The sequence below is a fragment of the Nocardia grenadensis genome, assembly GCF_050942415.1.
GTDB classification, from domain to species: Bacteria; Actinomycetota; Actinomycetes; order Mycobacteriales; family Mycobacteriaceae; genus Nocardia; species Nocardia grenadensis.
Map to the genome: position 1 here is coordinate 5868717 of NZ_CP192054.1, position 26978 is coordinate 5895694.

Genomic DNA, 26978 nt, shown 5'->3' on the forward strand with positions numbered 1-26978 from the left:
GGCGGAGTCATGACAGCCAGAGCGCCGCCTCCGTCGCCCAATAGGTGAGCACGATATCCGCGCCCGCGCGCCGGATACCGGTCAGCGATTCCAGCACGGCGCCGCGGCGATCGATCCACCCGCGTTCGGCCGCCGCCGTGATCATCGAATACTCCCCGGAGATCTGATACGCCGCGACGGGAACCGGGGAGCGGTCGGCCACCTCGCGCAGAATATCCAGGTACGACATGGCCGGTTTCACCATGACGATATCGGCGCCCTGCTCCAGATCCAGCTCCAGCTCCCGGATCGACTCCCGGCGGTTGGCCGCGTCCTGCTGATAGGTCCGGCGATCGCCCTGCAGCGACGACGCCACCGCCTCCCGGAAGGGGCCGTAGAACGCCGACGCGTACTTGGCCGCATAGGCGAGGATCGCGGTATCGGTCCGGCCCGCCTCGTCCAGCCCGTCGCGGATCGCGCCGACCTGACCGTCCATCATCCCGCTCGTACCGAGCAGATCAGCACCCGCCTCGGCCTGCGCCAGCGCCATCTCCACGTACCGCCGCACCGTGGCATCGTTGTCGACCGCGCCCGAGCCGTCCAGCACCCCGCAATGGCCGTGATCGGTGAACTCGTCGAGACAGGTATCGGCCATGACCACGGTGGCATCCCCCACCTCGGCGGCCAGCGCCCGCAACCCCCGGTTCAAGATGCCCTCCGGATCGGTCGCGCCGCTCCCCACCGGATCCTTGTCCTCCGGCTTCGGCACCCCGAACAACATCAAACCACCCACCCCGGCGGCGACGGCCTCGGCGGCGGCCGCGCGCAGGGAATCCAGCGAATGCTGGAACACCCCGGGCATCGAACCGATCTCCCGGGGCTCGGACAACCCATCCGCCACGAACATCGGCAACACCAGATGCCGCGGCTCCAGACTGGTCTCGGCCACCAGCCGCCGCAACGCCGGCGTACGCCGCAGGCGCCGCGGACGCTCGATACCGCTCATGGGAGGAAGTCTAGGGGTGCCGGTTGCAGCGGGTTCGACGCCCCTGACCGGGGAGCCGGAGACGAGGTCCGGCGCGAACCCCTCGCGAAGGTGAGATGTGGGCTTACTCACGAAGGTGCTGTGTTTTGGCGGCGCCTGCGGCGCCACGGGGTCGAGGCCCCCTTGGTCTCGCCGTTTCGGCCTCGGGACTCGCGCTTCGCGCATGCGATGTGCGGTGGGCCGTCCATAGAGTGCGACCGTTGAGCACCTTCGGCCAAGGGGCGAGACGGGCCCCAACCCTTCGAGGTGTCTCGTAAAACGACTGAGGATGGTGGCGGCCCCGCAGTTGGCTTGTCCTGACCCATCGCAAAACTCGACGCATGCGGGCTGCGTCGGCATTCGATGTTCGGGTCGGATGCCGACTCGACCGCTCAATCGGCCTGGCGTCTGATGCCTTTCACAAGCAGCAGAGCCCTTTCGGCGCCGAGTTCAGCGAGGCCCTGAAAATGTCGAGGCCCCGCAGGCGCCGCAAATGAACCCGGCGCCGGCAATTACCTGCTGCGGCGGCTCTTCTTACGCGGGGGCGGCAGTAGCCCCTCCGCCCGCAGCCGGGCTGCGTGTTCGGCGAGGGCTTCCACCAGCGGGCCCACCTGCGCGACCTCCGGCTGCACATCGACGCGCAGGCCGAATTCCACCGCGGTTTCAGCGGTTTTCGGGCCGATGCAGGCCACGATGGTTCGAGCGTGCGGCTTTCCGGCGATACCGACCAGGTTGCGGACCGTGGAGCTCGAGGTGAACAGCACAGCGTCGAAGCCGCCGGTCTTGATCATCTCGCGGGTTTCCGCGGGCGGCGGGGAGGCCCGGACGGTCCGGTAGGCGGTGACATCGTCGATCTCCCAGCCGCGTTCGCGCAGTCCTTCGGCCAGGGTCTCGGTGGCGATATCCGCCCGCGGCAACAGGACCCGGTTCACCGGATCGAATACGTCGTCGTAGGGCGGGAAGTCGGCGAGCAGGCCGAGCGAGGACTGTTCCCCGCTGGGCAGCAGTTCCGGATTGATACCGAAGGAGCGCACCTTCTCGGCGGTGGCCTCGCCGACGCAGGCGATCTTCACGCCCGAGAACGCGCGAGCGTCCAGGCCGAATTCGGCGAATTTCTCCCAGACCGCGCGGACGGCGTTGGTGGAGGTGAAGACCACCCACTGGTAGCGACCGTCCACCAGCCCCTTGACGGCACGTTCCATCTGGGCGGGACTACGCGGCGGTTCCACCGCGATGGTCGGCACTTCCTTGGGGATGGCGCCGTGGGTGACCAGCCGTTCGCTCATCTCGCCGGCCTGGTCCTTGGTCCGCGGTACGAGCACGGTCCAGCCGTACAGCGCGCGTGACTCCCACCACGACATCTTCGACCGTTGCGCGACCGCCTTGCCGATGGTGACCACCAGCGGGCCGACCAGTTCGGAGGCGGCGCTGTTCAGGGTGGCCAGGGTGGCCTCGATGGTGCGCTGCTGGCGGGTGGTACCGCGGACGGTGACCGCGACCGGGGTCTGCGGGGCCATACCGTGTTCCACCAGGGCGCTCGCGGTTTCGGCCAGATGCCCGGAGGTGGCGTGCAGGACCAGCGGCCCGGGTGCGGCGGCCAGAGCGGGCCAATCCACTTCGCCGCGCACATCGGCCTCGGTATGACCGGAGCCCAGCGCGATACCGGCGTAGCTGGGCACCGCCGAGCCCGACGGCAGCCCGGGCAGCACCTCGAACACGATATGCGAGCGGGTGACCGTGGTGACCTCGGCGATCACCGCGTCGGTGGTGAGCGGGTCACCGGAGACCACCCGTACCACGTCGTGGCCGGCTTTGGCCTCGGCGATCAGCGTTTTGGCGACCTCGGCGGGTTCACCGAGGGCGGGCCGGACATCGACCGAGCGCTCCCCGTCGGGTTCCGGTTCGACCTCGGTGCCGATCAGGGCGAGTACCCCGGCATCCACATCGGGGTCGGTGAACGCGAGGGTGGCCCGGCACAGCACTTCGCGCGATCGGGTGGTCAGCAATGCCGGGTCCCCCGGGCCCGATCCGACGAACAGGATCCGCCCCGGATGCTTCTTGCTGGCTCGACTCATCGGTTGTTCTCCATTGGACTGGGTTCGGTGAAGTCCGTGGCGGTGCTCGTTCCCGCTGCGGCGGCGCTCGGTTCCACGGCGGCGGTGCCGCCTGATTGCGCTGCGGCGGTGCTCGTTCCCACCGGGGTGGTGTTGTCTCCGGCTCTCGCGAGATCCGGTTCCGCGGTGCCGGGTTCGGCGGCGAGTAGCTCGCGGGCACCCAGCTCCAGCAGTTCGCGGGCCAGGGCACGGCCGAGTTCGGCGGCCTCGGCCGGTGCACCCACCGTCGAGGCCCGTATCACATCGGAACCGTCGAGCGCGGCGGCGCAGCCACGCAGCGAGAGTTCCTCGACGATGCGCCCGTCGTCGTCCAGAGATTCGACGATTTCGGCGATCGCTCCGACGGGCGCGGTGCAGCCCGCCTCGAGTTCAGCGAGCAATGCCCGTTCCGCGGTGACGGCCGTTCTGGTGGCGGCGTCGTCGAGGACGGTGAGCAGCTCGATCAGGTCTGTGTCGGCGGCGCGGCATTCCACCGCCAGCGCGCCCTGCGCGGGCGCCGACACCATCTGCACGGGCTCCAGCGCCTCGGTGACGGCGTCCAGCCGGCCGATCCGGGCCAGCCCGGCGCGGGCGACCACGACGGCGTCGAATTCGCCTTCGGCGACCTGACGCAGGCGGGTGTCGAGATTGCCGCGCAGTGGACGGATCTCCAGGCCCAGCCCCAGTGCCAGCAGTTGCGCCACCCGGCGCGGCGCGGAGGTGCCGACCACCGCGCCCGGCGGTAGCTCGCCCAGCACCAGGCCGTCGCGGGCCACGACCGCGTCGCGCGGGTCCTGGCGCGGCGGCACCGCGGCGAGCACGAAACGGTCGTCCCCGGCGGTGGGTAGGTCCTTGTACGAGTGCACCGCGATATCGATGTTCGCAGCGGCGAGTTCGGCGCGCAGCGCGCTGGTGAACACGCCCACGCCGATCTCCTGGACCGGGTCGGCGGACAGATCGCCCGGTGTTTCCACGATCACCAGCTCCGCCGGCTGCCCGGCCGCGATCAGCGCGTCCCGCACGTCACCGGCCTGGGTCCGCGCGAGCAGACTGCCGCGGGTGCCGATCCGCCACGGGCGCCGGCCCGCTCCGGGCCCCCCGGCGCCCGCGACCGCTGCCGCGTCCGAGCCCTGCAGGATTGTCATGTCGACTGCTCCTGTTCCTCGTCGTGGCCGGCGGGTGTGAAATCGTCGGCCAGGGCTACTTCGCCGTCCAGGCCCATCCAGCCTGCACCGTTGTGTTCGGCCCGGCTGATCTCCATGGGCGCAGCGACCGCCTGGGCCGATCCGGGTGTCAGTTCGAACAGTTCGCGCAGCGCCTCGGCGTAGCTGTCGCCGCCGGGGGTGCTGGCCAGTTGTTTGACCCGCACCGTCGGCGCGTGCAGCAGTTTGTCCACCACCCGCCGCACCGTGCGTGCCACCTCGTCACGTTCGGGGTCGGCCAGTCGCGGCAGCCGCGAATCCAGCCGCAGCAGTTCGGCCTCCACCACCTCGGCGGCGCGCTGGCGCAGCGCGGCGACGGTCGGCGTGACCTCGGCCATCCGCTGTCCGGCCAGATACCTGGCCAGTTCCTCTGCGACGATGGCCCGGGCGGCGGCGGTATCGCCGGCCGCGGCACCGGCGGCCGGGTCGTGCTGCAGGGTCTCGATATCGATCACCGTGACACCGGGCAGTCCCGCCACCGCGTGGTCCACGTCCCGGGGTAGGCCCAGATCGCAGAACACCATGGGGCGGCCGTGCCCGCGGCCGGGATCCGACAGCGCGTTGTGCGCATCGGCCAGGGTGACCACCGAACCCACCGCGCCGGTGCAGGTGACCACCACGTCGGCCACCGACAGCGCGTCGGCGAGCCGGGACAGTTCATATGCCTGCGCCGCCACCCCGTGCGACTCCGCGGTCGCGGCGAGCCGCTGCGCACGTTCGATGGTGCGGTTGACCACCAGGATCCGCCCGATCCCGGCGCGGGCCAGATGCGCGACCGACAGGCCGCCCATGGCACCGGCCCCGATCACCGCGGCCGTCCGACCGGCCAGCGGACCGAGCACCGTGGTGGCCCGGTCCAGGGCCACCGACACCACCGACGCACCGGCCCGGTCGATACCGGTTTCCGAATGCACCCGCTTACCGACGCGTAGCGCCTGCTGGGAGAGTTCGTGCAGGGTGCGGCCGACGGCCTGCTGAGCGTCGGCGGTGGTGTAGGCGCTGCGGATCTGGCTGAGCACCTGCTGTTCGCCGACCACCATCGAATCCAGCCCGCTGGCCACCGCGAACAGATGCTCGGCGGCGGCCTCGCTGTAGCGCACATAGGCGTGGCGGGTCAGTTCCGGCATCGGCAGCCCGGAATGGGCGGTCAGTAGCTCTCCGACATCGGCCAGGCCGCCGTGGAACGCGTCGACCACCGCGTAGATCTCCACCCGGTTGCAGGTGGAGACGATCATGGCTTCGGAGATATGGGTGGAGGCCAGCATACGGTCGATCAGCTTGGGCCGATCGGCATCGGTGATCGCCACCTTCTCCAACATCGCGACCGGCGCGCTGCGATGTGAGATCCCGACGAGAAGAACGCTCATGGTGTGACCACCGATCCCTTGCTGGTTGGCTCCGTTGCCGTATGCGAGGTCGTCTGGGCGGTCTGGGCCGCACAATGGGACAGTCCGGCGGAGCCCGGCGGCGAATGCGCGGGCATCCGGCGGGCGATCCGGCCGGAGCCGTTCAGTGGATGGGCGGACGGCACGGCACTACCCGTTGCAACGCCGCCCACGATGGGATCGTTTGCCGCTTCGGGCGCGTTCTCCGCCACATCCGCGGTGTTCACGACGTCGTCCCGGTCGGTGGCGAGTTCCTCCGGGTCGGCGTTGCGGACCCGCTCGAACGAGAGCATCTGCATCTCCACCGCCAGATCCACCCGGCGTAACTCCACACCCGGCGGTGCGGTCAGCGGGCACAGGGCGAAACTCAGGATGGACTGCACCCCGGCGGCGACCAGTTCGTCGCACACCCGCTGGGCGGCGTCGTCGGGCACCGCGATCACCGCGATGGTCGGCCGCAGGATCGCGATACCGTCGGTGAGTCCGGCCGCGTCGCGTACCCGCAGGCCCTCGACATCGCGGCCGATCACCTCGGGGTCGTTGTCGAAGACCCCGACCACCGCGAAGCCGCGGCGCCGGAACCCGCGATAGCCGACCAGCGCGCGCCCGAGATTGCCGGCGCCGACCAGGACCACCCGGTGCCCACCGGACAGCCCGAGCACATCCTCGATCCGGGCCCGCAGCCGCGCCACGTCGTAGCCCACACCGCGAACTCCGTTGGGGCCCAGGAACGACAGGTCCTTACGCAATTTGGCGGAATTGACACCCGCCGCGACAGCCAGTTCCTCACTGGATACGATGGCCACACCGTCATCGGTCAGCAGGGCGAGCACCCGGAGATAGGTGGCCAGCCGCGCCACCGTAGCCTGGGGAATACCCTTCTGCAGAGTGCGGGTGGTGACGTTGGGAGCATCGCCGGAGACGTCGCGCGTCTCATGCTGCTCTGTCACGTCCTGGCTCCTCGTCCGGGCCGAAGCGGCCCGGGTGCTCGGCGACCTCCGTTGCGGTCCATGCGCCGATTACGGGGTCGGATATGGGTTGATTCACCTGCTACCGGCGGCCGGATACTCGCCCCGGCCTGCGGCTCGCGTGCCACCACCGTAACCGCTTGTGAACCCATGCACAAAGTCGGTGAAATTCGCCTCATTTTGTGTCGCGACGCGACCTTGTACGATCCCCGGCCGTAATTCGGACACCCTCAACGATTCAGATCGGTCCGCAACCGGGTCTCGTCCACATCGAAATAACTGTGTTCCCGGCCGTCGAGCAGCACCACCGGCAGCCGGTCACCGTATTCGGCACGCAGTCCGGGGTCGGTACCGGCGACCGCGTCCACATCCACACTGCCGACCTCGATACCGAATTCCGCGCAGATCACCCGCAGCTGTTCCAGGGCCCGCTCGCACATACCGCAGCCGGCGCGGGTCAGCAGGGTCACCTCATGCGTTGTCGAGTTCGTCATGACCGCTATTCAACCCGCCGCGGACCGGACGCGGCGGGCTGTAGTGCGTCTCGGGGCAGCCGTCCGGTTACTGTGGACGTGATTCGCGCGAACAGGCGGAGGTACTGGTGCCGGAACGATCGAAGGTGGGGAAATCCGGGTTCATCGCGGGCCGGTTCGGGGAACTTCCGGTCCGATGGAATCTGGGCCCGCTCGGACAGGGCCTGTCCGAACAGTTGGCGCGTATATCGCGCAGCCCGTTCGGGCCCAGCGAAGAGGAGGTCCGCGCCAATGTCGCCGGTGAGGCCAGCGCGGATGCCGCACTGGCCTTACAGGACGCTGAGCGGGCGGCCGTCGGCGCCCCGCCGGAGGTCCCGCGCGACCTCACCGCGGCGGCTTTTTTCGACGTCGACAACACCATGGTGCAGGGTGCCTCGATCGTGCATTTCGCCCGAGGCCTGGCCGCGCGCAAATACTTTCGCAGCGCCGACCTGGTGGATATCGCTTGGAAGCAGGTGAAGTTCCGGATCACCGGCAAAGAAAGCAGCACCGATATGGCCACCGGTAAAGAGAAGGCGCTGGAATTCATCGCCGGGAGGTCCACCGCCGAACTCGCCGCGCTCGGCGAGGAAATCTACGACGAGATCATCGCCGACAAGATCTGGCCCGGCACGCGCGCGCTGGCCCAGATGCACCTCGACGCCGGTCAGCAGGTGTGGCTGGTGACCGCCACTCCCGTCGAACTCGCGCAGGTGATCGCCAAACGTCTCGGCCTGACCGGAGCCCTGGGCACCGTGGCCGAGAGTGTCGACGGAAAATTCACCGGCCGCCTGGTCGGCGATATCCTGCACGGGCTCGGTAAGGCACACGCCGTCCGGGCCCTGGCCATCCGCGAAGGCCTCAACCTCAAACGCTGCACCGCCTACTCCGACAGCCATAACGATGTGCCGATGCTGTCGCTGACCGGCACCGCGGTGGCGATCAACCCGGATTCCGATCTCCGCGAGGTCGCCAAGGCCCGTGGCTGGGAGATCCGCGATTTCCGGACCGGCCGCAAAGCCGCCAAGATCGGGGTGCCCACCGCCCTCGCGCTGGGCGCGGCGGGCGGGGCGGTCGCCGCCGCGGTCACCCGCCGCAAGAGCGCGCAGTGAACGGCGGGTGGGCGGCGCCACCCGCGGCTGCCGCTCAGCCCATGAAGGCGTTGCGGCGCCGGACCAGCAGTTTGTAGAGGGTCTGCTGGATCGTTTCGCGGACCTGGTCGGTGACCTCGAACATGAGCATGGGGTCGTCGGCGTCCTCGGCCTGGTACTCGGTGGTGCTGATCGGGGTGCCGAACTCGATGTACCACTTCGAGGGCAGCGGGACCGCGCCCAGCGGCCCCAGATGCGGGAACGTGGGGGTCACCGGGAAGTAGGGCAGGCCGAGCAGCCGGGCCAGTGGCTTGATGTCGGCGATCTTCGGATAGATCTCCTCGGACCCCACGATCGAGCACGGGATGATCGGCACTCCGGCGCGCACCGCCGCGGCGACGAATCCGCCGCGGCCGAAGCGCTGCAATTTGTACCGGTCGGCGTACTTCTTGCCGACACCCTTGAAGCCCTCGGGGAACACACCGGTGAGTTCGCCGGCGCTCAGCAGCCGCTCGGCGTCCGGGCGGCAGGCCAGGGTGTGGCCGGCTTTACGGGCCAGGGTGCCCAGCATCGGCATCTCGAAGACCAGATCGGCGGCCAGCAGGCGCAGGGCACGCTGTTTGGCGTGATGATCGTGTACCGCGAGTTGCAGCATGAGCCCGTCGATCGGCACGGTGCCGGCGTGGTTGGCCACGATCAGGGCTCCACCGACCTCGGGCACGTTCTCCATGCCACTGGTCTGGACCCGGAACCAGTTGTCGGCCAGCGGACGCAGAGCCGGTAGCAGTACCGATTCCAGTAGATGCTCGTCGAACCCGAATTCGTCGATCTGGTAGTCGCCGGTGAGCCGGCGCCGGGCGAATTCGGCGGTACGTCCGATCTGCCTACCGATAGCGTCGCGCATCAGATCGGTGACCGAGCGCGGTGCGGCGGGCGTGGGCGGGGTGAGACGGTCGGTCAGCGAAGTCACCGACCGGTCGGCAGGACCGGTCCAGGTACGTGTCGCGGGCCGTGGCCGCGGCACGGTAGCGAGGTCCTGCAGTCTGATGACTTTGGCGACGTCGTTCATGTATGTGCTCCCGTACCGGCCTTGATGAGGCCGAGCAGTTTGTTTTCTGCGGCGTCGATCCACGCTGGATCGACCACGGGCCGCGACACTGCGCCCCCGGTGAAGTCGTCGAACGCCTGTACCGTCGTCCAGCGCGGCTCGAACCCGAGTTCGCCGCGCATACGCGTCGTGTCCAGACCACAACCGAAAAGAAAGTAATCGAGCTGTTCGGAACTGAAATCACGCATCACCGGACTCATCAGCGTCCGGCCGACGGTGCGGAACACCGACCAGGGTACCGGCATGGCGACCCGTCCGGAACGACGCACAGCCTGAGAAAGTGCGAGGGCGCCGTCACCGGCCACATTGAAGGTGCCGCCCGGGCCGTGCCGGACGGCGTGAATCAAGGCGGCGACCGCGTCCTCTTCGTGGAGGAACTGCATACGCGCGTCCCGGCCGAGCACGGTCGGAGTGATCGGAGAGCGCAACAGCTGCCCCGCCCGGGCGCCGAGACCCGGGCCGACCATCGGCGCCAAGCGCAGCGTGAGCACGGTGATATCGGGGCGGCGACGGGCCAGACCGCGGGCGAAGCCCTCGATCTCGATCATGTCCCGGGCGAACCAGCCCGACGGTGGCCGGCGGGCGCTCATCTCCTCCGTGAACTGCGCGGGATCCTTGGCACTTCCCCCGTATACCCCGGAACTGGAACGTGACACCACCCGGCGCACGGTCGGCGATTTCTGGCAGACGGCGAACAGCTGCATCGCCCCGAGGACGTTCATATCCTTCATGGCGGCCCGCCCGCCGCCCGAGGGCGGCTGGGACAGCACCGCGGTGTGTACCACGGTATCGACCTGATAACGTTCGATGACTTTGCGGATCAAGGGGTTCCGGATATCGGCACGCACGAATTCGGCGCGCCCCATCCGGCGGCGCAGCGGTGGCGCGGGGGTGAGTACGTCGACCGCGACGACCCGCTCGATCTCGGGGTCGGAGACGAGCCTGCACACGACGTTGCCGCCGAAGAATCGACTGGCGCCCGTCACCAGTACGACCTTGGGCTTGTAGCTGCCGTTCGCTTCAGTGTCCACCTGCACCGGACCGTTCCACCTCGAGCATCGACCCCCGCTCAATAGTTCCGACTACCAGCCTAACGACCGGCGCAGTCACCACCGGATTCTTAACGGGGACCTAACCCCGATTTCAGTTGATGGAAACGCGACGAAACCCGCTACCGAATGGTAGCGGGTTCCGCCGAAGACGTTGCGCGGTTGCGCTTACTTGCCGAGTTTGCGCCGCTGCACGCGGGTACGACGAAGCAGCTTGCGGTGCTTCTTCTTCGACATGCGCTTGCGGCGCTTCTTGATCACAGAACCCATAGGGTGTCCTCGCGTTCTCTCCTCGGCGCGTCTCGCGCTCGCTTACGTCAACTGTCCGGTCGTATGCCCGGTTGCTCGCGGCTGAATCTCAGCCCTGGAGGCGGCGGCCCCGCGCGGCCACGAAAGGGAGGCAGCGCGCCGCCGATCCAACACAGCGAGCGTTGATGTTACCGGCCCGCTGGCGTGGGCCGGTAACCGCCTTCACCCGGCATCGAAATAGGACGTCTCCAGATAATCGTGCACCGCCTTGGCGTGCACCCGGAAAGATCTCCCGACACGAACCGCCGGTAGCTCTCCCGAGTGCACCAGCCGGTACACCGTCATCTTGGAAACTCTCATCAAATTCGCTACCTCGGCGACGGTGAGAAATTGCGTACCACCACCGAGTATTGATTGTCCTGGCGACGAACCACCGCCGCTGTTAGCGGACATCTTGTTCGAAGACATCATCGCACCACTGACCTCCGGCACGTCCGCGCCGCCGGCTTCCCCACCAGCGGAACAGACACGCACGTGCTCCTTGAAGCTTAGCGGGACCAGTGGGATTACTGCGACGGGAGTGAGAAATCAGGTTCATACGCTGGGGGTCGGGAGGTCATTCCGCGGTCGCGCCCTGTTCCGCGGAACGCTGTTTGGCCGCGTGCAGCGCCTCCAGGAACGCCGACCGCAGACCCGCGCGCTCGAGTTCGCGCACCGCCGCCGCGGTGGTCCCGGCCGGAGAGGTGACCGCCGCGCGCAGATCCACCGCGCTCTGCCCGGATTCCGCGAGCATGGCCGCCGAACCGAGCATTGTCTGCGTGACCAGCTGGGCCGAGACATCGCGGGTCAGACCGAGCCCGACCCCCGCCTCGACCATCGCCTCGACCACCAGGAAGAAATACGCCGGTCCGGAACCCGATACGGCGGTCACCGCGTCCATCTGCGATTCGGCTACCACGCACACCTGCCCCACCGTACTCAGCAGTTCGGTGACCAGCTCCAACTGCTCGGCCTTGGCGTAGCGACCGCCGGCCAGCACACTCATCCCCTCGCCGACCAGCATGGGCGTGTTCGGCATGACCCGCACCACGGGGAATCCCGCGGGTAGTTTGGCCTCCAGCCGCGCCGTCGGCACGCCCGCCGCCAGCGAGACCAGGATCTGATCACGGTCGCCGCCCAGGTCGGCCTTGCCGAGTTCGGTGAGCACGGCATCCACATCGCCCGGTTTCACCGCGACCACCAGCAGATCGGCACCCACCGCGGCATCGTCGACCGCGTCGGTCACCCGCACCCCGAACCGGTCCGCGAGCAGTTCGGCCCGGTCGGTGTGCGTTTCGACCACCACCAAGTCCTTGACGGCCCGTCCGGCCTCCAGCAGGCCGGCAATGAGGGCCTCCCCGATCCGGCCGCCACCGATCACCGCAATTCGTGTCATGGGCGCCATTGTTCTTGGCGCACTCTCGGTGGCGGGGTCCGGGGGCCCCATTGTCCGGTCACCGGATCACCCGGGCCCGGGACCTGCCACGAGAGTCCGGGACCCCGCGGCACCGGCGCGTCAGCGCTTCGGCGAGGGGAGCAGGGCCAACTGGCGGCTCTGGGCGACCAGCGCGCCCGTGGAGTCGACCACGATCTGGTCGGAATCGAATATCCCGCCGCCGACCTCATGGGTGGTGGCGATGATCCGCAACCAGCCCGGCGCGGGCCGACGCCGGAGGTAGGTCGTCATCTGGACGGTCGGGGACCAACCGAAATAACCGAGGTTGGTGGGGACCGGCGGGCACATATCGGCCGCCATCATCGCGATATAGGACGCGATCTCCGGATCGGCCTGATCGGCCGGGCGCGGGCGCAGCCACATCCGCAACCGCGGTTCGCCGTGGGCGTTGTCGATGAACCGCGCCCACTCCCGGTCCAGGAAGGCGTCCATACCCCGGGCCACGTGCACGATCCGGCCCATCGACGACCCCGGCTCGTAACCGATGGCGTCCGCGGTCGGTTTCGCCGGCAGATCGGTGTGCTCCGGGGTGTAGAGGGGCGGATGCTCCGGACCGTCCAGGTGGCCGAAGGTGAACGCGGTACGGACCAGCGGCCGGCCGCGCTGCACCAGCGTCACATCGACCAGGCAGATCTGACGGCCCACCTTGCGAACCGTCACGTCGTAGATCACCTCGCCCGGCTCCGGAGCGCCGAGGAAATCGGTACTCCCCGACAGCGGGGCCATGGTCGCGCGCTCCGGCTCCACCGTCCGCAGCCAGCGACTCGCGGCCGCCGCCGAACCGGCGACCATGGTTCCGCCGTGCACCTTCGGGCCGATCGTCCAGATATCGTCGATGATGCCGCGATAGCGCCCGTCTCCCGGTTCGTCGGCGGCGAGCTCGGTCAGGGAACACACCCGGCGGAACGGGGCGTCGGTGGCCGCCGCACCCGGCTCGGCGTGCAGTTCCGTCTCCGTCGTCATCGGTACTCCTTATCCTCGGCCCGGTAACCGTTCCGCGGGTGCATACTGCCGGTCGATCTCGGTACAGCAAACTCACCCGGGTACAGCCGGACCGATAGGGGCGCGTGTGCAGTCGGCATCCATGGATCGGTGACCATCGAGCACTGACAGTGATGTGAACCTCCCCGAGCCGGTCGAGGCGCACGACAGCATGCGTCTGTTGTCTCCTCCAGATGGTCCACCTCCATGGTCGGGGCCCGCCCCCGATTCTGGACCGACGGAGCGACGGAGCGCAGCGACCGAGCGTGTGCAGTCGACAGTCCAGAGGATGGCGACCATTGAGCACTGACAGTGATGTGAGCCTCCTCGGGCCGGTCCAGGCGCACGACAGCATGCGCCTTCTGTCTCCTCGGTATGGTCGACCTCCACGGTCGGGGTCACAGGGCCCCGACCCGCGCGCCGGAGGCGCGCAAACAAATACAGCTCAACGGGTCTCGATCGGGCTTGGGCCGGGGTGGGCGGTGATCGCCGGGTTCAGGTGGGTCCGCGCGAACGCGAGGGTGCGGTCCAGCATGTCCGCGCGGGCCGCGGTGGTGCGGGCGTCCTGGGTGTTGATCTCGGCCACGGCGTGCCCGGTGAACCCGTTGCGGACCAGCATGGCGCACACCGCCGCGCACGGCTGGGTTCCCGCGCCGGGGACCAGATGTTCGTCGTGGGCGGCGCCGCGACCGTCGGCAAGGTGCAGATGGCTCAGGCCCCGGCCCATCCGCGCGACCAGTGCCAGCGGGTCGGCGCCGGCGGTGGCGGTATGCGACAGGTCGAGGGTGTAGTGCCGGAACCCGATATCGGTGGGGTCGTAGCTGGGGCTGAACGCGGTGAGCGATAGACCGGGGCCGCCGCGACGTTCCAGGCGCTGGATATCGCGGGCGCGCCGGGCGAAGAGCCGGTCGGCTCGCATAGGAAACATGTTCTCGACCGCGACGGCCACCGAACTGCCCTCTTCGAGGTCGCGCACCTGGTCGGCGAAGCCTTCGGAATAGCGGCGTTGCCAGCGGAACGGGGGATGCACCACCACGGTGTCGGCGCCCAGCGCCTCGGCCGTGCGCACACTGCGTTCCAGTTTCGCCACCGGGTCGGCGCCCCAGACACGCTGGGAGATGAGTAGGCAGGGCGCGTGGACCGCCAGGACCGGTACCGAGTACTTGCGGGCGTAACCGCGCACGGTGGTAATGCTCTGGCTGGCCGGTTCGGCCCAGACCATCAATTCGACACCGTCGTAACACAGTTCGGCCGCGTAACGGAAGGCCGCCTCGGTGTTCTGCGGATAGACCGAAGCCGTCGACAGTCCCACCTTGATACCGCGACGCTGCCCGTCGTCCCGCAGGCCGGCCGCGGGAGAATTGCTTCCCATCGCTGCCTCGCTCAGCCCGTACTGAGTAGGAATGCCAGCGGACCCAGGGTGACGAATACGCCGACAACCACAGCGATCACGGTACTGAACATATCGTCGCCGCGTCGCAGGATCCGCACCAGCGCGACGAGCCCCAGAATCACCACGACCGCCAGTGCGAGCGCGGCCAGTGGCTGCCCCTCCCACAGCATCTCGAAACCCTTGAACGCCAGCATTCCGGCGATCGCCGCGCCCACACTCTGCGCGCCGAGCACGATCCATTGTTTGCGTGGATCCTCGGTGGTCTCGCGATCGGTGGTGCGCGCCCCGGCCTCGAATCTCGCCTTGGTGGCAGCGAATTTGTCCCCGGCCGCACCGAATCTCCCGCCCAGCGCCGAACGGGCGCGGCCCAGCCGGTTCGCATCGACGGTGTCCTCGGGATCGTCGTAGTCGTCGGCGTCCGAATCGAATTCCGGCTCGAATTCGCCGGTTTCGTATCGCTCGCCCGAGGCGGCGGGAAGGGGCCGCATGGGGCCGTACACATCGGTGGCGAAGATATCGTTCTTCGCGAAGCCCGGGTCGGGGTCGTGCCCCCGATCGTGCCCGTAACCCGCATCGGGGCCGAAACCCTGATCCGCGCCGAAGTCCGGACCGGGGCCGAAACCCTGATCCGCGCCGAAGTCCGGGGCGGGCGGCGGTGGCATCGGCCCGCCCGGCCGGCCGTTGCGGGCACCCGGACCACCGAAGTCGGAAGCGTCACGCGGCGGCGTCTCCAGCCCCTGCAGTCCGGCGCGCAACCGCACACCCTGATCGGTCGGCGACCATACGACGGTGCTCTGGTCCCCGTTCGGCCGGTCGGGCGATTCCGGGAACGACGCGGGCTCCGGCAGCGGCCGCGCACCACGACGGCGGCGCTCGAGCTTGGGCCGCGGGTCGTCCGCCGATGTCTCGGGCGCCTGCCACGCTTCGGTCGGTGGGGCGGCGCCGGGCGGACCCAGCCGGGGCGGGCCGTCGAAACCCTGCCCCGGCCACGACGGGCCGGCATCCGGTCCGCCGAAGTCCGGAGCGGGCGCCCGACCGACATCACCGGGTCCGGGCGGAAGGCCGTAATCCGCGGGCGCCTCCGGTTCGGCGGGCGCGGACTCCGCCGCGGCCGCGGCTTCGGCGGCTTCCGCGGCCCGGCGGCGCGCGGCCCGTCCGCTGCCCGGCGCCTGCGGACCGGTCTCCCAGGACTGATTCGGCTCGCCTCCGGTGCCCGGGTCGTCCGCGAAAGCGGCGAAATCGTCGTCCGGTTCCGCACGGCGCCGGCGACCACCGCGGCGCGGTGCCTCCTCCGCGGGCGGGAACTGCTCCCGGTCGCCGGCATAGGGGTCCGGATCACCCAGCCGCGCGGGGGCACCGTCACCGGCGGGGCCCGGCGCATACGGCTCCAACGGGTTGTAGACGGTGATCGGGCCGGACATCGGCGAGTTGTTCGGATCCGGGGCGGCATACGAAACCCGCTCGCCCCCATGATCCTGCGCACCGACGCCGCTATCGCCCGCCGTAGCGGCGGAATACTCCTCGTCGGCCTCGTCGGCCTCGTCGGGAGCCGCATGGGCCGAACCGTTGCGTTCGACGGCCGGTATATCACCGGACAGGTCGTCGACCGAGAGCCCGCGCCCGCCGCGCCGTCGCCGACCGCCGCCGGTGGCCGGCTGCGCGCCGTTGCGAGCCAGCAGTTCGGCTACCGACAGTTGATTGGAGTTCCTACTCATGAAGGCACCGTTTCGATCGGGCCCGCCGACGTCGCGCCACCGGGCGTCGAACCGTTCCCGGCGGCCGCGTTCGGCGTGTTCGTTGTCAGTGGTCCACCATCCATATCGGTATCCAGTTTGCGCAGGATCAGCCCTTCGCGCAGCGCCCACGGACAAATTTCCAGCGTATCCAGGGAGAGAGCGCGCATGGCGGCCTCGGCCACGAGCGCTCCCGCCACCAATTGCTGGGATCGGTCGGCGCTCACGCCCTCCAGTTCGGCGCGATCGGACGCGGTCATCCGGGAAATGAACGCGATCAGCTGGCGCAGGCCGGAACCGGTCAGTGTCCGGCGAACCCGGGGACCGGCGCCCGAGGGCGCCGCGCCGGTGAGCCGGGCCAGCGAACGGAAGGTTTTGGAGGTGCCCACCGCCAGATCGGGCTTACCCGCTTCGGCGAGCTGTTTGGCCGGATCCACCATCTCGGCGGCGAGCCAATCGCGCAGGATGCCGATGCGCCGTTTACTCGGCGGATCCTCCGGTAACCATTTGCGGGTCAGCCGACCGGCCCCCAGCTGCAGCGACAGCGCCACCTCCGGTTCCTCGTCCACGCCGCTGCTCACCTCGAGCGAGCCGCCACCGATATCGAGGTTGACGATCCGGCCCGCGCTCCAGCCGTACCAGCGGCGCACCGCCAGGAAGGTCAGCCGGGCCTCGTCCGCCCCCGCCAGCACCCGCAGGTCCACCCCGGTCTCCGCGCGCACCCGGCCCAGCACCTCGTCGGAGTTGGTCGCCTCGCGTACCGCGGAGGTCGCGAAGGCCATCAGTTCCACGCATCCCGACGCGGCGGCGAGATTCGCCAGATCGGCCACCGTATCGACCAGTTTCTGGGCACCGGCCGCGGTGATCCGGCCCCTGTCGTCCATATTCTCCGACAGCCGCAGCGACTCCTTCGTGGAGCTCATCGGCATGGGATGGCCACCCCGATGCGCGTCCACCACCAGCAGGTGAACGGTGTTGCTTCCGACATCGAGGACACCTAGACGCACACGGACACGTTACTTGGTGTACCTGAACACCAGGCGACCCGGTTGTGGTGTTAGCGTTAGGGGTTGTGACGTCAGGCGCTGCCGCGAACGACTCCGTCCCCGGTCCGACCGACCTTCCGATGCCGAAGATGCGGCCGAGCCGGGAAGTACCACTCGATTTCCCGCGCGAGTGGCTCGAGTTCGTCGACCCCGCCGACGACCAACATCTGATCGCGGCCGACCTCACCTGGCTGACCTCGCATTGGACCTGCGTGTTCGGGACCCCCGCCTGCCAGGGCATCCTGGGCGATATGCCGGACGCGGGGTGCTGCACACACGGCGCGTTCCTGTCGGATGACGATGACCGCAAACGGCTGCGCCGGGCGGTGAAGATGTTGACCGCCGAGGACTGGCAGCTGATGGATCGGGCGCGTGATGAGCACGGCAAGATCAGCCGCAAGACCTATCTGGAAGCCGACGAGCTCGACGGTGGGCCGGCCGAGCGCACCCGCCGGATCGACGGGGCGTGCATCTTCCAGAACCGGCCGGATTTCGCCGGCGGCCCGGGGTGCGCCCTACATGTCATGGCGGCACGCCGGGGCCTGGAACCCCATACCGTGAAACCCGATGTGTGCTGGCAGCTACCCATCCGCCGCACCCAGGAATGGGTGGACCGGCCCGACGGTGTGCAGATCCTGCGGACCGTCATCACCGAGTACGATCGGCGCGGCTGGGGCCCGGGCGGAGTGGATCTGGATTGGTATTGCTCCGGTTCGCCCGATGCCCATATCGGGGAACGGCCGGTCTGGCAGACCTATCGCGCCGAATTGATCGAACTGATCGGTGAACCCGCCTACCGGGAACTCGAACGGCAGTTGCGGAGCCGGCCGGGGCCCGGGGTCGGCGCGGAGCATCCGGCGACCACCCGGGCCCGGCGCAAGGCTCGGACCAAGGCGGCCGAGGAGAACGGGCAGGCGGTACGCCCCACCCGGATACTCGGACTGGACCTGCGATAACGGGAGCACAGCATGGCGCGGAGCCCCTGGACGCGATGGCCGGCCGGTACGGCGGCGCTGATGATCATCGGCCTCGCCTGCGCGGCGACGGCCGGCGGCGCGGGCGCCCGGCCCGCGGCCGACCCGCAGCAGTTCACCGATCGGACCGCCGAGTTCGTCCCACTCGGTGACCCGGACGCGCTGGCGGCCCGGGACGCGGGCAGGCATCTCGTACTCAGCCCGCACGGCACTCGGCACAGCATCGTCTGCCGAGGCGACGGGGCAGCGGTGCCGTTCTCCGAGTGCGCCCAGGAGGACGGCCTGGGCTGGGCACCGCTGCACCGCAGTGATACGCCGGTGGGCGAGGTCTGGCTCTATTTCCCCTGAACCACGCGGTCAGGCCTCGAGTTTGTAGCCCAGCCCACGCACGGTGACCAGGTGTTCGGGCCGGGCCGGATCGGCCTCGATCTTCGACCGCAACCGTTTCACGTGCACGTCGAGGGTTTTGGTGTCGCCGACGTAATCCGCGCCCCACACCCGGTCGATGAGCTGGCCGCGCGTCAGCACCCGGCCCGAATTGCGCAGCAGGTATTCGAGCAGGTCGAATTCCTTCAACGGCAGGGTCACCGGTTTGCCGTTCACCAGCACCGTGTGCCGGTCCACATCCATTCGCACCGGACCCGCCTCCAGGACACCGTTCTCACTGCCCGAGTCCAGTTCGTCACCGGCGCCGCGGCGCAGCACGGCCCGGATACGGGCGATCAGCTCCCGCGCCGAGTAGGGCTTGGTGACGTAGTCGTCGGCGCCGAGTTCGAGCCCCACCACCTTGTCGATCTCACTGTCGCGCGCGGTCACCATGATGACCGGCACCCCGCTGCGGGTGCGCAGCTGTTTGCAGACGTCGGTGCCGCTCATACCGGGCAGCATCAGGTCGAGCAGGACGATATCGGCGCCGGAGCGATCGAATTCGGCGAGCGCCGAGGGACCGTCTCCCACGACCGTGACCTCGAAACCTTCCTTGCGCAGCAGGAAGGCGAGTGGATCGGCCAGCGACTCCTCGTCCTCGACGATCAACACACTGGTCATCTGCGTGCCTCCACACCGTTCGTTCGGCCCGGGCCCGACGGGCGCGGGCTGGTTTCTCTTTTGGTCAGCACGGGCGGACCGGCGGCGGCGGTGCCGTCGGCCTCCTGATGCGCGGGTATGCGCAGCGTGAATGTCGAGCCGGTGCCGAGTTTGCTCCACAGGGTGATCTCACCGTTGTGGTTGGCGGCCACGTGTTTCACGATAGCCAGACCGAGTCCGGTACCGCCGGTGGCGCGGGAGCGCGCCTTGTCGGACCGGAAGAAGCGTTCGAAGACCCGTTCCTGATCGTCCTTGGCGATACCGATGCCGCGGTCGGTCACGGCCATCGCCACGTAGGAGCCACGGACGGACCGGCTCACCGAAACATGGGAGCCGCGCAGCGAATAGGCGATGGCGTTCTCGACCAGATTCGAGAGCGCGGTGATGAGGAGCGTTTCGTCGCCGAGCACTTCGAGCCCGCTGGGCCGGTCGGTGCTGACCGTGATCCCGGCGGCCTCGGCCGCGGTCCGCGACCGGTCCACCGCCTGATTGACCACCGTGTCGACATCGACGACCTCGAGTTCGGGGAGTTTCTCGGCCCCCTGGAGCCGGGACAGCGCGATCAGTTCGGTGACCATCTTCCCGAGGCGGCTGGATTCGGCCAGTACGCGCTGGCCGAAGTGGCGGACCGCCTCGGGATCATCCGCGGTCTCCAGCAGCGCCTCGGCCAGCAGACTCATCGCGCCCACAGGGGTCTTGAGCTCATGGCTCACATTGGCGACGAAATCGCGGCGAGTCGCTTCCATCCGGGCCTGTTCGGAATCGTCGTCGGCGAAGAGCACCGTGAAGTTGGTCTCCTCCGGGGACAGCGGCCGGGCGAGGCCGCGGACCGCGATCCGGCCCCGGCCGGGTGTCGGTTTATCGGCGGTGAGGTCGAACTCCGCCGTTTCGCCGGTCATCAGGACCTTCTCCACCGCCGTCCACGCCCGCTCGTCGAGCAGCCGGTTGCGGACCAGGCCGAGTTCTTCGGCGCGCGGATTGACCAGTACTACGTCGCGGTACTCGTCCACCACGGCGATACCGCTTTCCGAGGCCAGCACGATCAGGTCGAGAACCTGCGACATCGTGAGCCCGGAGTCGGCTTGGCGGCGCTGCGCCTGCCGAGCGTTCATATAGGGGATGACGAGTCCACCGACGGCCAGTCCGACAACAGCCGCCAGGACTGCCAGTAGTACGGCCTGGGGAACGCTCACATCAAGAATCGTACGGTCGACGACGCGTAAACAAACCCGGGGTCGGTGAAGTTTCGTGCAGGTCACGGGCGATTACTTCGTCGTTCGCCGGGCGTTTACGCGTTGTTCGGCGAGGGAGGGGTTTCGATCTTCCCGGGCGTGTTCCCCGCCCGGAGACGCCGACGAACCCCATTGTGTCTGGGACACAACGGGGTTCGTATCGAGCGCGCTACCGGCGGCCGTTCACCAACCGGGGTCACCACGCACCGGCAGGTTCACGAAGCTCGGCCGGTTCGGGTCGAGTTGCACGTGTTGCGGCTTCAGCCCGGTATCGAGAAGCATCGGCAGCGGCGGCACCCCCTTCGGGGCATTGCCCGCGTAGACGTCCACCCGCAGCCGATGCCCGGGTTCCAGCTTCGCCTCGATCGCGGGCACCGCGATATCGAGTGTGGTCACCTCCCCCGGCACCGTGAGCCGCCGGTTCTCCAGCGTGGTGTACGGCCGGGGTGCGGTGTAGTCACCGTTGGCCGACCGGTCGCTCAAGGAATCGTCGATCTCCCGCAGGGAAGCCGTCAGCTGACCCGAGGACAGCACCCGGGACTGCCCGTCGGGCGCCACATCGTTGACCGTCACCGACCAGTAGCCGTCGGCCGCGTCCTGCACCGTCTGCAGGTGCACGGCGATCGGCCCGGAGATCTCGACCGCTTCGGGCACCGGCGCACTGGTGAAGGTCAGCCCGTTCGACTCCTGGATCCGGGAATCCGCACCACAGGCGTTGATCACCGCGACCACCCCCGCGGTCGCCTGGCCGGCGTCATTGGAGCACAGTCCGGTGAGTCCCGGCGCGACGGTCAACCGGGCAGCACTGTCGGCGACCGCCGCCAGTGAACCGTCGTGCACGCTGTGCCCGCCGGTGCCGCTGGGCGCCGCCGACAGATACATCCGCCGGTATTCGGCCGCCTGATCCGCGGGCGCGCTCGCGCCGAAGCCGTCCCGGGTCACCCAGCCGCCGCCCTGCTGCCGCAGGGTGACCGGCCCGTACCGATCGATCCCGTTGTCGACGCCCTTCAGCCATTTGTCGAACCAGGCGCGCTGCAGGACGTCCAGCCGCGGCGGCAGCCCGGGTCTGCCCGATTCGCTTCCCGAGTTGATGTGATAAGTGTCGCCCATGAGCAGCTGCTTCTGTCCGGGCGGCACCGGCATGGCGTTGTAGATCTGGGACTCGGAATAGGTGAACAGGTCGTGCCAGCCCCCGGTCACGAAGGTGGGCACGTCGATCTGCGCCGGATCACCGAGCCAGGCCTGCCGGTCGGGGCTGTCGCCCCGGATCATCTCCTGCAGGCGCGGATCGAGATCCTCCACCCGCGGAGTGGTGTAGGCATTGAGGAATACGTCCAAGTAGGTGAACGGCGAGGACAGCCGGTCGTTCAGCCATTTCTGGTCGAAGGTGCCGTTCACCATCGACCCGATATCCGGTACCCATTTGGTCGAGTTGATCAGCGACATCCACAGCGGAATGAAGGCGAAGCCGAAGCCGCCGCCGGGCATGAGCACATCCTGCGTCAGATCGCTGCCGGGCACGACGGGGAACAGGGCCTTCAGCGCGGCCGGGTGTTTCTCGGCGGCCTGCAACTGGTTGATCCCGGAATAGGACATGCCGGTCATGCCGACCTGTCCGTCCGACCACTGTTGCCGCGCGGCCCAGTCGATGACCTCCACCGTGTCGGCCTGCTCGCGCTGCCGCAACATATCCCAGACGCCCTGGGAGAACCCGGTTCCGCGGACGTCCACCACCACCTGGACGTAGCCGCTCTTCACCAACTGGCGGTCCACGGCGAAATTGCGCATGGCCCCACCGCCGAGCGCCTTGGTCAGATCGGTCAGCCCGGACAACGGGGTGCCGGTCATATCGATATCGCGGGCCAACCGGTCCAGCGCGTCGGACAGACCGGGTACCGAGCCCATATGGTCGACCAGGTTGGACACCAGTTTCGTATAGGGCGTCATATTCACGAGTACCGGCAGCCGGGTGTCGATCGGCCGGGCGGCCCCGTCGGCGGGGCGGTACACATTCGCCTTCAAAACCGTGCCGTCGCTCATGGTGATCGGCACATCCCAGGTGATATTGATACCGGGATACTGCTGCGGTCCGTCGTGGGTGGCGGCCCACTGCGCCCCCGCCGCTCCCCCGTCGGGACCGGAGACCGCCGGCTCGGCACCGGCACCGCCGCCGAGCAGCGGTGCCAGCAACATCGTGGCGGCCAATACCACAGTGGCTCGTATCACAAACTTCATCGGTCGTGATCCATCTCTCGGACTGATCGGATGGCCGAGAGCTTACACAGCATTACCGGCGGGTAATGAGAATCGATCGGGCCGCTAACAGGCCTTACCCGGCAATTTCGCACCAGGATCGTGGTACGACACAATAGCGATCGGTGTTTTCGGGTTCCCGTCACAGATATCGGCGTTCCCCGCAGCGCCGGTATCCCTACGAAAAAGCGCCGCAACCCGTTTCGGGTCGCGGCGCTGTGGAACGAACTACTTGCCGCCCTGGCTCGCGACGGCGGCCGCACCGGCGGCGGCGGCCTCCGGATCCAGATATGCCCGGGGTCGCACCGGCCGCAGATCGTCGTCCAGTTCGTAGCGCAGCGGAATACCGGTGGGAATGTTCAGTCCGGCGATATCCTCGTCGGAGATTCCATCGAGATGTTTCACCAGGGCACGCAACGAATTACCGTGCGCCGCGACCAGCACGGTCTTTCCACCGCGCAGTTCTCGCGAAATGGTCGACTCCCAGTACGGGACCATCCGGTTCACCACATCGAGCAGGCATTCGGTGCGCGGGACCTCGATACCCGCGTAGCGCGGATCGCTCGCCTGGCTGTACTCGTCGTCGGGTTCGATCGGCGGCGGCGGCGTGTCGTAGCTGCGCCGCCACAGCATGAACTGGTCCTCGCCGTACTCGTCGCGGATCTGGGCCTTGTTCTTTCCCTGGAGCGCGCCGTAGTGACGTTCGTTGAGGCGCCAGTCCCGCACCACCGGAATCCAGTGCCGGTCGGCGGCGTCCAGGGCGATGTTCGCGGTCGAGATCGCACGGCGCAGCAGCGAGGTGTAGACGATATCGGGCAGGATGCCGTGCTCGGCCAGCAGTTCCCCGGCCCGTTTACCCTCGGCGACGCCCTTGTCGGTGAGATGCACGTCCACCCAGCCGGTGAACAGGTTCAGGGCATTCCATTCGCTCTCGCCGTGGCGCAGCAAAACGAGGGTGTTCGTCATGCGGGCCATCCTGCCATGGCCCGATACCGGCCGTGCGTACCCCTCGGGGCCGTCATCGGCCCACCACCTGCTAGGCGGACCCGGACAAACCGGCCGCGAGTACGGCCGCGCCGTGCAGCGTCGCCCCCTCCGGAAGGCGGGACGCTTCCACCCGCAGCCCCCGGATGAAATCCAGCCCCGAGTGCCGGGCGACCGCGGCGCGCAGCGGTGCCCACAGGAGTTCACCCGAGTCCGCGAAACCGCCACCGACCACGACCGTATCCACATCGAGCAGCGCGGCCGCGGAACCGATCGCCGTACCCAGCGCGGTACCGGCCCGCGCCAAAGCGGCCCGCGCGACCGGGTCCCCGGCCCGGGCGTCACGCGCGAGTTCCGCGCCGGTCTCGCCGGTCCAGCCCTGTTCCCGCGCCCAGCGCGCCGACGACATCCCACTCGCCACGGCTTCCAGACACCCGAAACCGCCGCACGCACACGGCACATCCCATCCGGGCACCACCAGATGACCGATATGCCCGGCATTGCCGGTACGCCCGACCGATACGCGGCCGTCGATCAAGATGCCGCCGCCGATACCCGACGAGACGGTCAGCGCCAGCCCGTTCCGCAGACCGCGCAGGGCCCCCGAATGCTGTTCGGCCAACGCCAGACACGCCCCGTCGAGGGCGAAACGCACCGTGGCGCCGGGAAACAGCTCGGCCACCGCCGCCACCACCGCGAATCCGTCGCGCCACTCGGGAATATTGAGTGCACGGGTGATACCGGCCGGAACGTCCACCGGGCCCGCCGAGCCGATCCCGACCGCCGTCACCACGGCATCGGCCGCGACGTCACGGAGCAGAGAGGCGCACGCCTCCCATACCCGCTCGGCCGGAACCGGCACCCGCCGCACCGCGCCGAGCCGACCCGCCTCGTCCACCGGCCCGGCGGCGAATTTCGTCGCGCCGATATCCAGTGCCACAACCGCCACCGCGCCCTCCCGAAGATCCGATTCGCAGATGGTGATTGTCACTCATCCTCGAACGTGGTCGCTGAGTCCGCAGCCCGGGTGCGGGCGCGGTCGGCGATCAGGAGGCGCCGGGGACGATACCGCTCACCTTGTCGATCCGGATCCGGGTGCGGAAGCCGGGTGGGGCGTCCGGTGGCGGGAAGGCCGCACCGGGCTCGCCCGAGTTGCCTGCACACAATGCCGGTCGTGGTGCCGAGCAGCATCTCCGCCGCGGGCCAGACCGCCGAATCACCGTCCCAGAACGCCGGATTCCAGATCGTCGCCTCACCGAACCGGCCCGCGCTGTCGACGAACGCCGCGAATCAGTTCGGATCGGCCGAATCGACCAGATGCTCGAAGGCACGCAGATTCTTCAGTGATTCACCGCGGGACACCCGCCACTTCCATTCCTTGCGGATGGATTCGGCGAAACCGAGTTCGAGCAGTGTATTGAAATCCCCGTCCACCGCCTCCAGGATCTGCCCGAAGATCCGGTCCAGTTCCTCGGCGGTGATCGCATGCGTGGCCGCCCGGCCCACCAGGTAGATATCGCCCAGTTTGTCGATGGTGTACGCGACACCGTAGAGCCGCCGGTTGCGCCGCAGCAGGTACTTGTAGACGCCTTCGAAATTCTCGTCCGGTTTGCGGCATACGAACGATTCGAAACGCACCCCGTGCGCCCCGACCGTCAGCATCACATTGGTCTTCAGTTTCCGCTCACCCGGCAGTACGGCGACGAAGACATCGTCATCAGGGTGGGTGTATTCGATCTCGCGGTCCCGCAGTGTTTCCTCGATGGCCCGCGCGGTGGCCGACCTCTCGCTCATCTGCGCACTCCCGTCCGGCGCCGCCACAGCGCCCGCGATCTGGCCTGACCCTCGCCGAGGATAGTGGGTCCGTGGCCCGGACCGGTCAGCGCGGCGGTATAGCTGTCCAGCAGCTTCTCGGCCGTATGCGCCCAGGAGAAAGCCGCCGCGTGCGATATGGCCTGCGCGCCCAGCGTCCGTAACCGCCGCGGGTCGTCGAGCAGATACTCCAGCGCACCGGCCCAATCGGGGGTGCGGTGCCCGGTCACCAGCAACCCGCTGTACTCGTGCCGGACCGCGGTGCCGAGCCCGCCGACCGCGGCCGCCAGCACCGGGGTCCCGCTCGCCTGCGCCTCCAGCGCGACGAGCCCGAAAGATTCGTTGTAGCTCGGCACCGCGACCAGGTCGGCGGCCCGATACACCTGCACCAGCCGGTCGGGCGGCTGCGGCGGCAGGAAGGTGACATGGTCGGCGATCCCGAGGTCGGCAGCCAGTTCGATCAGCGCGTCGGGACGCTCCAGACCGGTCCCCGAGGGGCCCCCGACGATCAGGGCGCGCAGCGGCCGCCCCGGCCGCCGTCGCAGAGCCTCGGCGACCGCCCGCACCAGCACATCGGGTGCCTTCAACGGCTGGATCCGGCCCACGAACGCGACGATCTCCTCGTGCCCCGCCAGGCCGAGCTCGGCGCGGGCCGCGGCCCGGTCGCCCGGACGGTACCGAGTCAGATCCGCCCCTGGCGGCACGATATCGATCCGGTCGGGCAGCGCCCCGTACAGCTCGACCAGGTCCCGCGCTTCCCGCCCGGTGTTGGCGGTGAGCCGGTCCGCCTCGGCGATGACCTGCTTCTCCCCGATCTCCCGGGTGGCCGGTTCCGGGCAATCGCCCTCGGCGAGAGCGGCGTTCTTCACCGCCGCCAGCGTATGCGCGGTGTGCACGAGCGGCACCCGCCACCGGTCCCGGGCGAGCCAGCCCACCTGCCCGGACAACCAGTAATGCGAATGCACCAGGTCGTAGTAACCGGGTAGATGCCGTGCCTCCTGACGCAGCACCTCGGCGGTGAACGGGCACAGCTGGGTCGGCAGATCGTGTTTGTCCAGGCCCTCGAACGGCCCGGCGACCACATTGCGTACCAGCACTCCCGGCGCGGCTTCCTGCACCGGCGGCAGATCGGAGGAGGTGGCCCGGGTGAAGATCTCGACCTCGGTCCCCCGCCGGGCCAGCTGGAGAGCGGTCTGGAGGACGTAGACGTTCATTCCGCCCGCATCACCCGTACCGGGCTGTGCCAGTGGTGAGGTGTGCACCGTCAGCACGGCGATACGGTTCGGCCGTCGGTCCGGGCGTTGACTCACGATATCCATACTGCAGGGT

Annotated in this window: 25 protein-coding genes; 3 read left to right on the top strand and 22 right to left on the bottom strand. The window is 68.8% G+C overall.

From position 1 onward, the window contains the following. Positions 1 to 7: 7 nt before the first annotated feature. From hemB to ACQPYS_RS26765, 6 genes are all read right to left on the bottom strand, one after another. Positions 8 to 985, bottom strand: a complete 978-nt coding sequence (gene hemB, locus ACQPYS_RS26740; protein WP_063038184.1) for a porphobilinogen synthase — start codon at positions 983 to 985, stop codon at positions 8 to 10. Between the two features lie 530 nt (positions 986 to 1515). Further along, positions 1516 to 3078 carry a uroporphyrinogen-III synthase gene (locus ACQPYS_RS26745; RefSeq protein WP_039826942.1) on the bottom strand — a complete coding sequence of 521 codons (1563 nt, stop codon included), beginning with the start codon at positions 3076 to 3078 and terminating at the stop codon, positions 1516 to 1518. Continuing rightward, positions 3075 to 4241 carry a hydroxymethylbilane synthase gene (hemC, locus tag ACQPYS_RS26750; RefSeq protein WP_433491156.1) on the bottom strand — a complete coding sequence of 389 codons (1167 nt, stop codon included), beginning with the start codon at positions 4239 to 4241 and terminating at the stop codon, positions 3075 to 3077. Before hemC ends, ACQPYS_RS26745 begins: the two co-directional genes overlap by 4 nt. Continuing rightward, the gene (locus ACQPYS_RS26755) at positions 4238 to 5665 is read right to left on the bottom strand and encodes a glutamyl-tRNA reductase (protein ID WP_433491157.1); all 1428 of its coding nucleotides are present in this window, start codon (positions 5663 to 5665) and stop codon (positions 4238 to 4240) included. The genes hemC and ACQPYS_RS26755 overlap by 4 nt, the downstream gene beginning before the upstream one ends. Beyond that, on the bottom strand, positions 5662 to 6633 hold the full coding sequence (locus ACQPYS_RS26760) for a redox-sensing transcriptional repressor Rex (RefSeq protein WP_063038188.1): 972 nt from the start codon (positions 6631 to 6633) through the stop codon (positions 5662 to 5664). The genes ACQPYS_RS26755 and ACQPYS_RS26760 overlap by 4 nt, the downstream gene beginning before the upstream one ends. A gap of 248 nt (positions 6634 to 6881) precedes the next feature. Further along, positions 6882 to 7145: a glutaredoxin family protein gene (locus tag ACQPYS_RS26765; protein WP_063038190.1), complete on the bottom strand. Its 264-nt coding sequence runs from the start codon at positions 7143 to 7145 to the stop codon at positions 6882 to 6884. Positions 7146 to 7252: 107 nt separating this feature from the next. Between ACQPYS_RS26765 and ACQPYS_RS26770 the strand changes: the two genes are divergently transcribed. Then, on the top strand, positions 7253 to 8275 hold the full coding sequence (locus ACQPYS_RS26770) for an HAD family hydrolase (RefSeq protein WP_373861433.1): 1023 nt from the start codon (positions 7253 to 7255) through the stop codon (positions 8273 to 8275). A 34-nt stretch (positions 8276 to 8309) separates the two neighbouring features. Here the strand turns inward: ACQPYS_RS26770 and ACQPYS_RS26775 are convergent, their stop codons facing one another. The 9 genes from ACQPYS_RS26775 to ACQPYS_RS26815 all read right to left on the bottom strand — a co-directional run bounded on the left by ACQPYS_RS26775 (position 8310) and on the right by ACQPYS_RS26815 (position 17269). Then, entirely contained in the window at positions 8310 to 9323 is a 1014-nt protein-coding gene (locus tag ACQPYS_RS26775) for a lysophospholipid acyltransferase family protein (RefSeq protein ID WP_063038192.1), read from the bottom strand. After that, on the bottom strand, positions 9320 to 10393 hold the full coding sequence (locus ACQPYS_RS26780) for an NAD-dependent epimerase/dehydratase family protein (protein ID WP_063038524.1): 1074 nt from the start codon (positions 10391 to 10393) through the stop codon (positions 9320 to 9322). Before ACQPYS_RS26780 ends, ACQPYS_RS26775 begins: the two co-directional genes overlap by 4 nt. A 186-nt stretch (positions 10394 to 10579) precedes the next feature. Beyond that, a complete protein-coding gene (locus ACQPYS_RS26785) occupies positions 10580 to 10681 on the bottom strand; it encodes a 30S ribosomal protein bS22 (protein WP_003402602.1) in 102 nt (33 codons plus the stop codon). Between the two features lie 201 nt (positions 10682 to 10882). Beyond that, on the bottom strand, positions 10883 to 11131 hold the full coding sequence (locus tag ACQPYS_RS26790) for a helix-turn-helix domain-containing protein (protein ID WP_030525584.1): 249 nt from the start codon (positions 11129 to 11131) through the stop codon (positions 10883 to 10885). 145 nt (positions 11132 to 11276) lie between these two features. Further along, positions 11277 to 12095 (bottom strand): pyrroline-5-carboxylate reductase, encoded by an 819-nt coding sequence (gene proC / locus ACQPYS_RS26795; RefSeq protein WP_431941751.1) that lies wholly within the window; start codon positions 12093 to 12095, stop codon positions 11277 to 11279. Between the two features lie 120 nt (positions 12096 to 12215). After that, complete coding sequence (locus tag ACQPYS_RS26800; RefSeq protein WP_431941752.1) at positions 12216 to 13118, bottom strand: thioesterase family protein; 903 nt, start codon at positions 13116 to 13118, stop codon at positions 12216 to 12218. A 463-nt stretch (positions 13119 to 13581) separates the two neighbouring features. Then, positions 13582 to 14508 carry a sugar phosphate isomerase/epimerase family protein gene (locus tag ACQPYS_RS26805; protein WP_433491158.1) on the bottom strand — a complete coding sequence of 309 codons (927 nt, stop codon included), beginning with the start codon at positions 14506 to 14508 and terminating at the stop codon, positions 13582 to 13584. Positions 14509 to 14519: 11 nt separating this feature from the next. After that, the gene (locus ACQPYS_RS26810) at positions 14520 to 16244 is read right to left on the bottom strand and encodes a hypothetical protein (RefSeq protein WP_433491159.1); all 1725 of its coding nucleotides are present in this window, start codon (positions 16242 to 16244) and stop codon (positions 14520 to 14522) included. Continuing rightward, positions 16241 to 17269 carry a Ppx/GppA phosphatase family protein gene (locus tag ACQPYS_RS26815; RefSeq protein ID WP_063038204.1) on the bottom strand — a complete coding sequence of 343 codons (1029 nt, stop codon included), beginning with the start codon at positions 17267 to 17269 and terminating at the stop codon, positions 16241 to 16243. Before ACQPYS_RS26815 ends, ACQPYS_RS26810 begins: the two co-directional genes overlap by 4 nt. A 128-nt stretch (positions 17270 to 17397) precedes the next feature. On the opposite strand from ACQPYS_RS26815, the gene ACQPYS_RS26820 reads away from it, so the two are divergent. After that, positions 17398 to 18264, top strand: a complete 867-nt coding sequence (locus tag ACQPYS_RS26820; RefSeq protein WP_431941764.1) for a hypothetical protein — start codon at positions 17398 to 17400, stop codon at positions 18262 to 18264. 12 nt (positions 18265 to 18276) lie between these two features. Next, on the top strand, positions 18277 to 18630 hold the full coding sequence (locus ACQPYS_RS26825) for a hypothetical protein (RefSeq protein ID WP_063038206.1): 354 nt from the start codon (positions 18277 to 18279) through the stop codon (positions 18628 to 18630). A 9-nt stretch (positions 18631 to 18639) separates the two neighbouring features. Here ACQPYS_RS26825 and ACQPYS_RS26830 read toward each other — a convergent pair whose 3' ends face one another. From ACQPYS_RS26830 to mshA, 7 genes are all read right to left on the bottom strand, one after another. Then, a complete protein-coding gene (locus ACQPYS_RS26830) occupies positions 18640 to 19329 on the bottom strand; it encodes a response regulator transcription factor (RefSeq protein ID WP_039826973.1) in 690 nt (229 codons plus the stop codon). Then, positions 19326 to 20561, bottom strand: coding sequence for a sensor histidine kinase (locus ACQPYS_RS26835; RefSeq protein ID WP_063038207.1), 1236 nt, complete (start codon positions 20559 to 20561; stop codon positions 19326 to 19328). The genes ACQPYS_RS26830 and ACQPYS_RS26835 overlap by 4 nt, the downstream gene beginning before the upstream one ends. A gap of 222 nt (positions 20562 to 20783) precedes the next feature. After that, positions 20784 to 22835, bottom strand: coding sequence for a CocE/NonD family hydrolase (locus ACQPYS_RS26840; protein ID WP_433491160.1), 2052 nt, complete (start codon positions 22833 to 22835; stop codon positions 20784 to 20786). Positions 22836 to 23081: 246 nt separating this feature from the next. Continuing rightward, positions 23082 to 23819, bottom strand: coding sequence for a phosphoglyceromutase (locus tag ACQPYS_RS26845; RefSeq protein WP_063038528.1), 738 nt, complete (start codon positions 23817 to 23819; stop codon positions 23082 to 23084). Between the two features lie 70 nt (positions 23820 to 23889). After that, on the bottom strand, positions 23890 to 24786 hold the full coding sequence (locus ACQPYS_RS26850; RefSeq protein ID WP_433493140.1) for an ROK family protein: 897 nt from the start codon (positions 24784 to 24786) through the stop codon (positions 23890 to 23892). 341 nt (positions 24787 to 25127) lie between these two features. Continuing rightward, a complete protein-coding gene (locus ACQPYS_RS26855; protein ID WP_433491161.1) occupies positions 25128 to 25631 on the bottom strand; it encodes a YbjN domain-containing protein in 504 nt (167 codons plus the stop codon). After that, the gene (gene mshA / locus ACQPYS_RS26860; RefSeq protein WP_063038212.1) at positions 25628 to 26968 is read right to left on the bottom strand and encodes a D-inositol-3-phosphate glycosyltransferase; all 1341 of its coding nucleotides are present in this window, start codon (positions 26966 to 26968) and stop codon (positions 25628 to 25630) included. The genes ACQPYS_RS26855 and mshA overlap by 4 nt, the downstream gene beginning before the upstream one ends. Positions 26969 to 26978 lie beyond the last annotated feature (10 nt).

What these genes read in the sequence shown, in the direction of transcription:
- hemB (WP_063038184.1), bottom strand. Translation starts at nt 985, where the DNA reads ATGAGCGGTATCGAGCGTCCGCGGCGCCTGCGGCGTACGCCGGCGTTG.
- ACQPYS_RS26745 (WP_039826942.1), bottom strand. Translation starts at nt 3,078, where the DNA reads ATGAGTCGAGCCAGCAAGAAGCATCCGGGGCGGATCCTGTTCGTCGGA.
- hemC (WP_433491156.1), bottom strand. Translation starts at nt 4,241, where the DNA reads ATGACAATCCTGCAGGGCTCGGACGCGGCAGCGGTCGCGGGCGCCGGG.
- ACQPYS_RS26755 (WP_433491157.1), bottom strand. Translation starts at nt 5,665, where the DNA reads ATGAGCGTTCTTCTCGTCGGGATCTCACATCGCAGCGCGCCGGTCGCG.
- ACQPYS_RS26765 (WP_063038190.1), bottom strand. Translation starts at nt 7,145, where the DNA reads ATGACGAACTCGACAACGCATGAGGTGACCCTGCTGACCCGCGCCGGC.
- ACQPYS_RS26775 (WP_063038192.1), bottom strand. Translation starts at nt 9,323, where the DNA reads ATGAACGACGTCGCCAAAGTCATCAGACTGCAGGACCTCGCTACCGTG.
- ACQPYS_RS26785 (WP_003402602.1), bottom strand. Translation starts at nt 10,681, where the DNA reads ATGGGTTCTGTGATCAAGAAGCGCCGCAAGCGCATGTCGAAGAAGAAG.
- ACQPYS_RS26790 (WP_030525584.1), bottom strand. Translation starts at nt 11,131, where the DNA reads ATGATGTCTTCGAACAAGATGTCCGCTAACAGCGGCGGTGGTTCGTCG.
- proC (WP_431941751.1), bottom strand. Translation starts at nt 12,095, where the DNA reads ATGACACGAATTGCGGTGATCGGTGGCGGCCGGATCGGGGAGGCCCTC.
- ACQPYS_RS26800 (WP_431941752.1), bottom strand. Translation starts at nt 13,118, where the DNA reads ATGACGACGGAGACGGAACTGCACGCCGAGCCGGGTGCGGCGGCCACC.
- ACQPYS_RS26805 (WP_433491158.1), bottom strand. Translation starts at nt 14,508, where the DNA reads ATGGGAAGCAATTCTCCCGCGGCCGGCCTGCGGGACGACGGGCAGCGT.
- ACQPYS_RS26810 (WP_433491159.1), bottom strand. Translation starts at nt 16,244, where the DNA reads ATGAGTAGGAACTCCAATCAACTGTCGGTAGCCGAACTGCTGGCTCGC.
- ACQPYS_RS26820 (WP_431941764.1), top strand. Translation starts at nt 17,398, where the DNA reads ATGCGGCCGAGCCGGGAAGTACCACTCGATTTCCCGCGCGAGTGGCTC.
- ACQPYS_RS26825 (WP_063038206.1), top strand. Translation starts at nt 18,277, where the DNA reads ATGGCGCGGAGCCCCTGGACGCGATGGCCGGCCGGTACGGCGGCGCTG.
- ACQPYS_RS26830 (WP_039826973.1), bottom strand. Translation starts at nt 19,329, where the DNA reads ATGACCAGTGTGTTGATCGTCGAGGACGAGGAGTCGCTGGCCGATCCA.
- ACQPYS_RS26840 (WP_433491160.1), bottom strand. Translation starts at nt 22,835, where the DNA reads ATGAAGTTTGTGATACGAGCCACTGTGGTATTGGCCGCCACGATGTTG.
- ACQPYS_RS26845 (WP_063038528.1), bottom strand. Translation starts at nt 23,819, where the DNA reads ATGACGAACACCCTCGTTTTGCTGCGCCACGGCGAGAGCGAATGGAAT.
- ACQPYS_RS26855 (WP_433491161.1), bottom strand. Translation starts at nt 25,631, where the DNA reads ATGAGCGAGAGGTCGGCCACCGCGCGGGCCATCGAGGAAACACTGCGG.
- mshA (WP_063038212.1), bottom strand. Translation starts at nt 26,968, where the DNA reads ATGGATATCGTGAGTCAACGCCCGGACCGACGGCCGAACCGTATCGCC.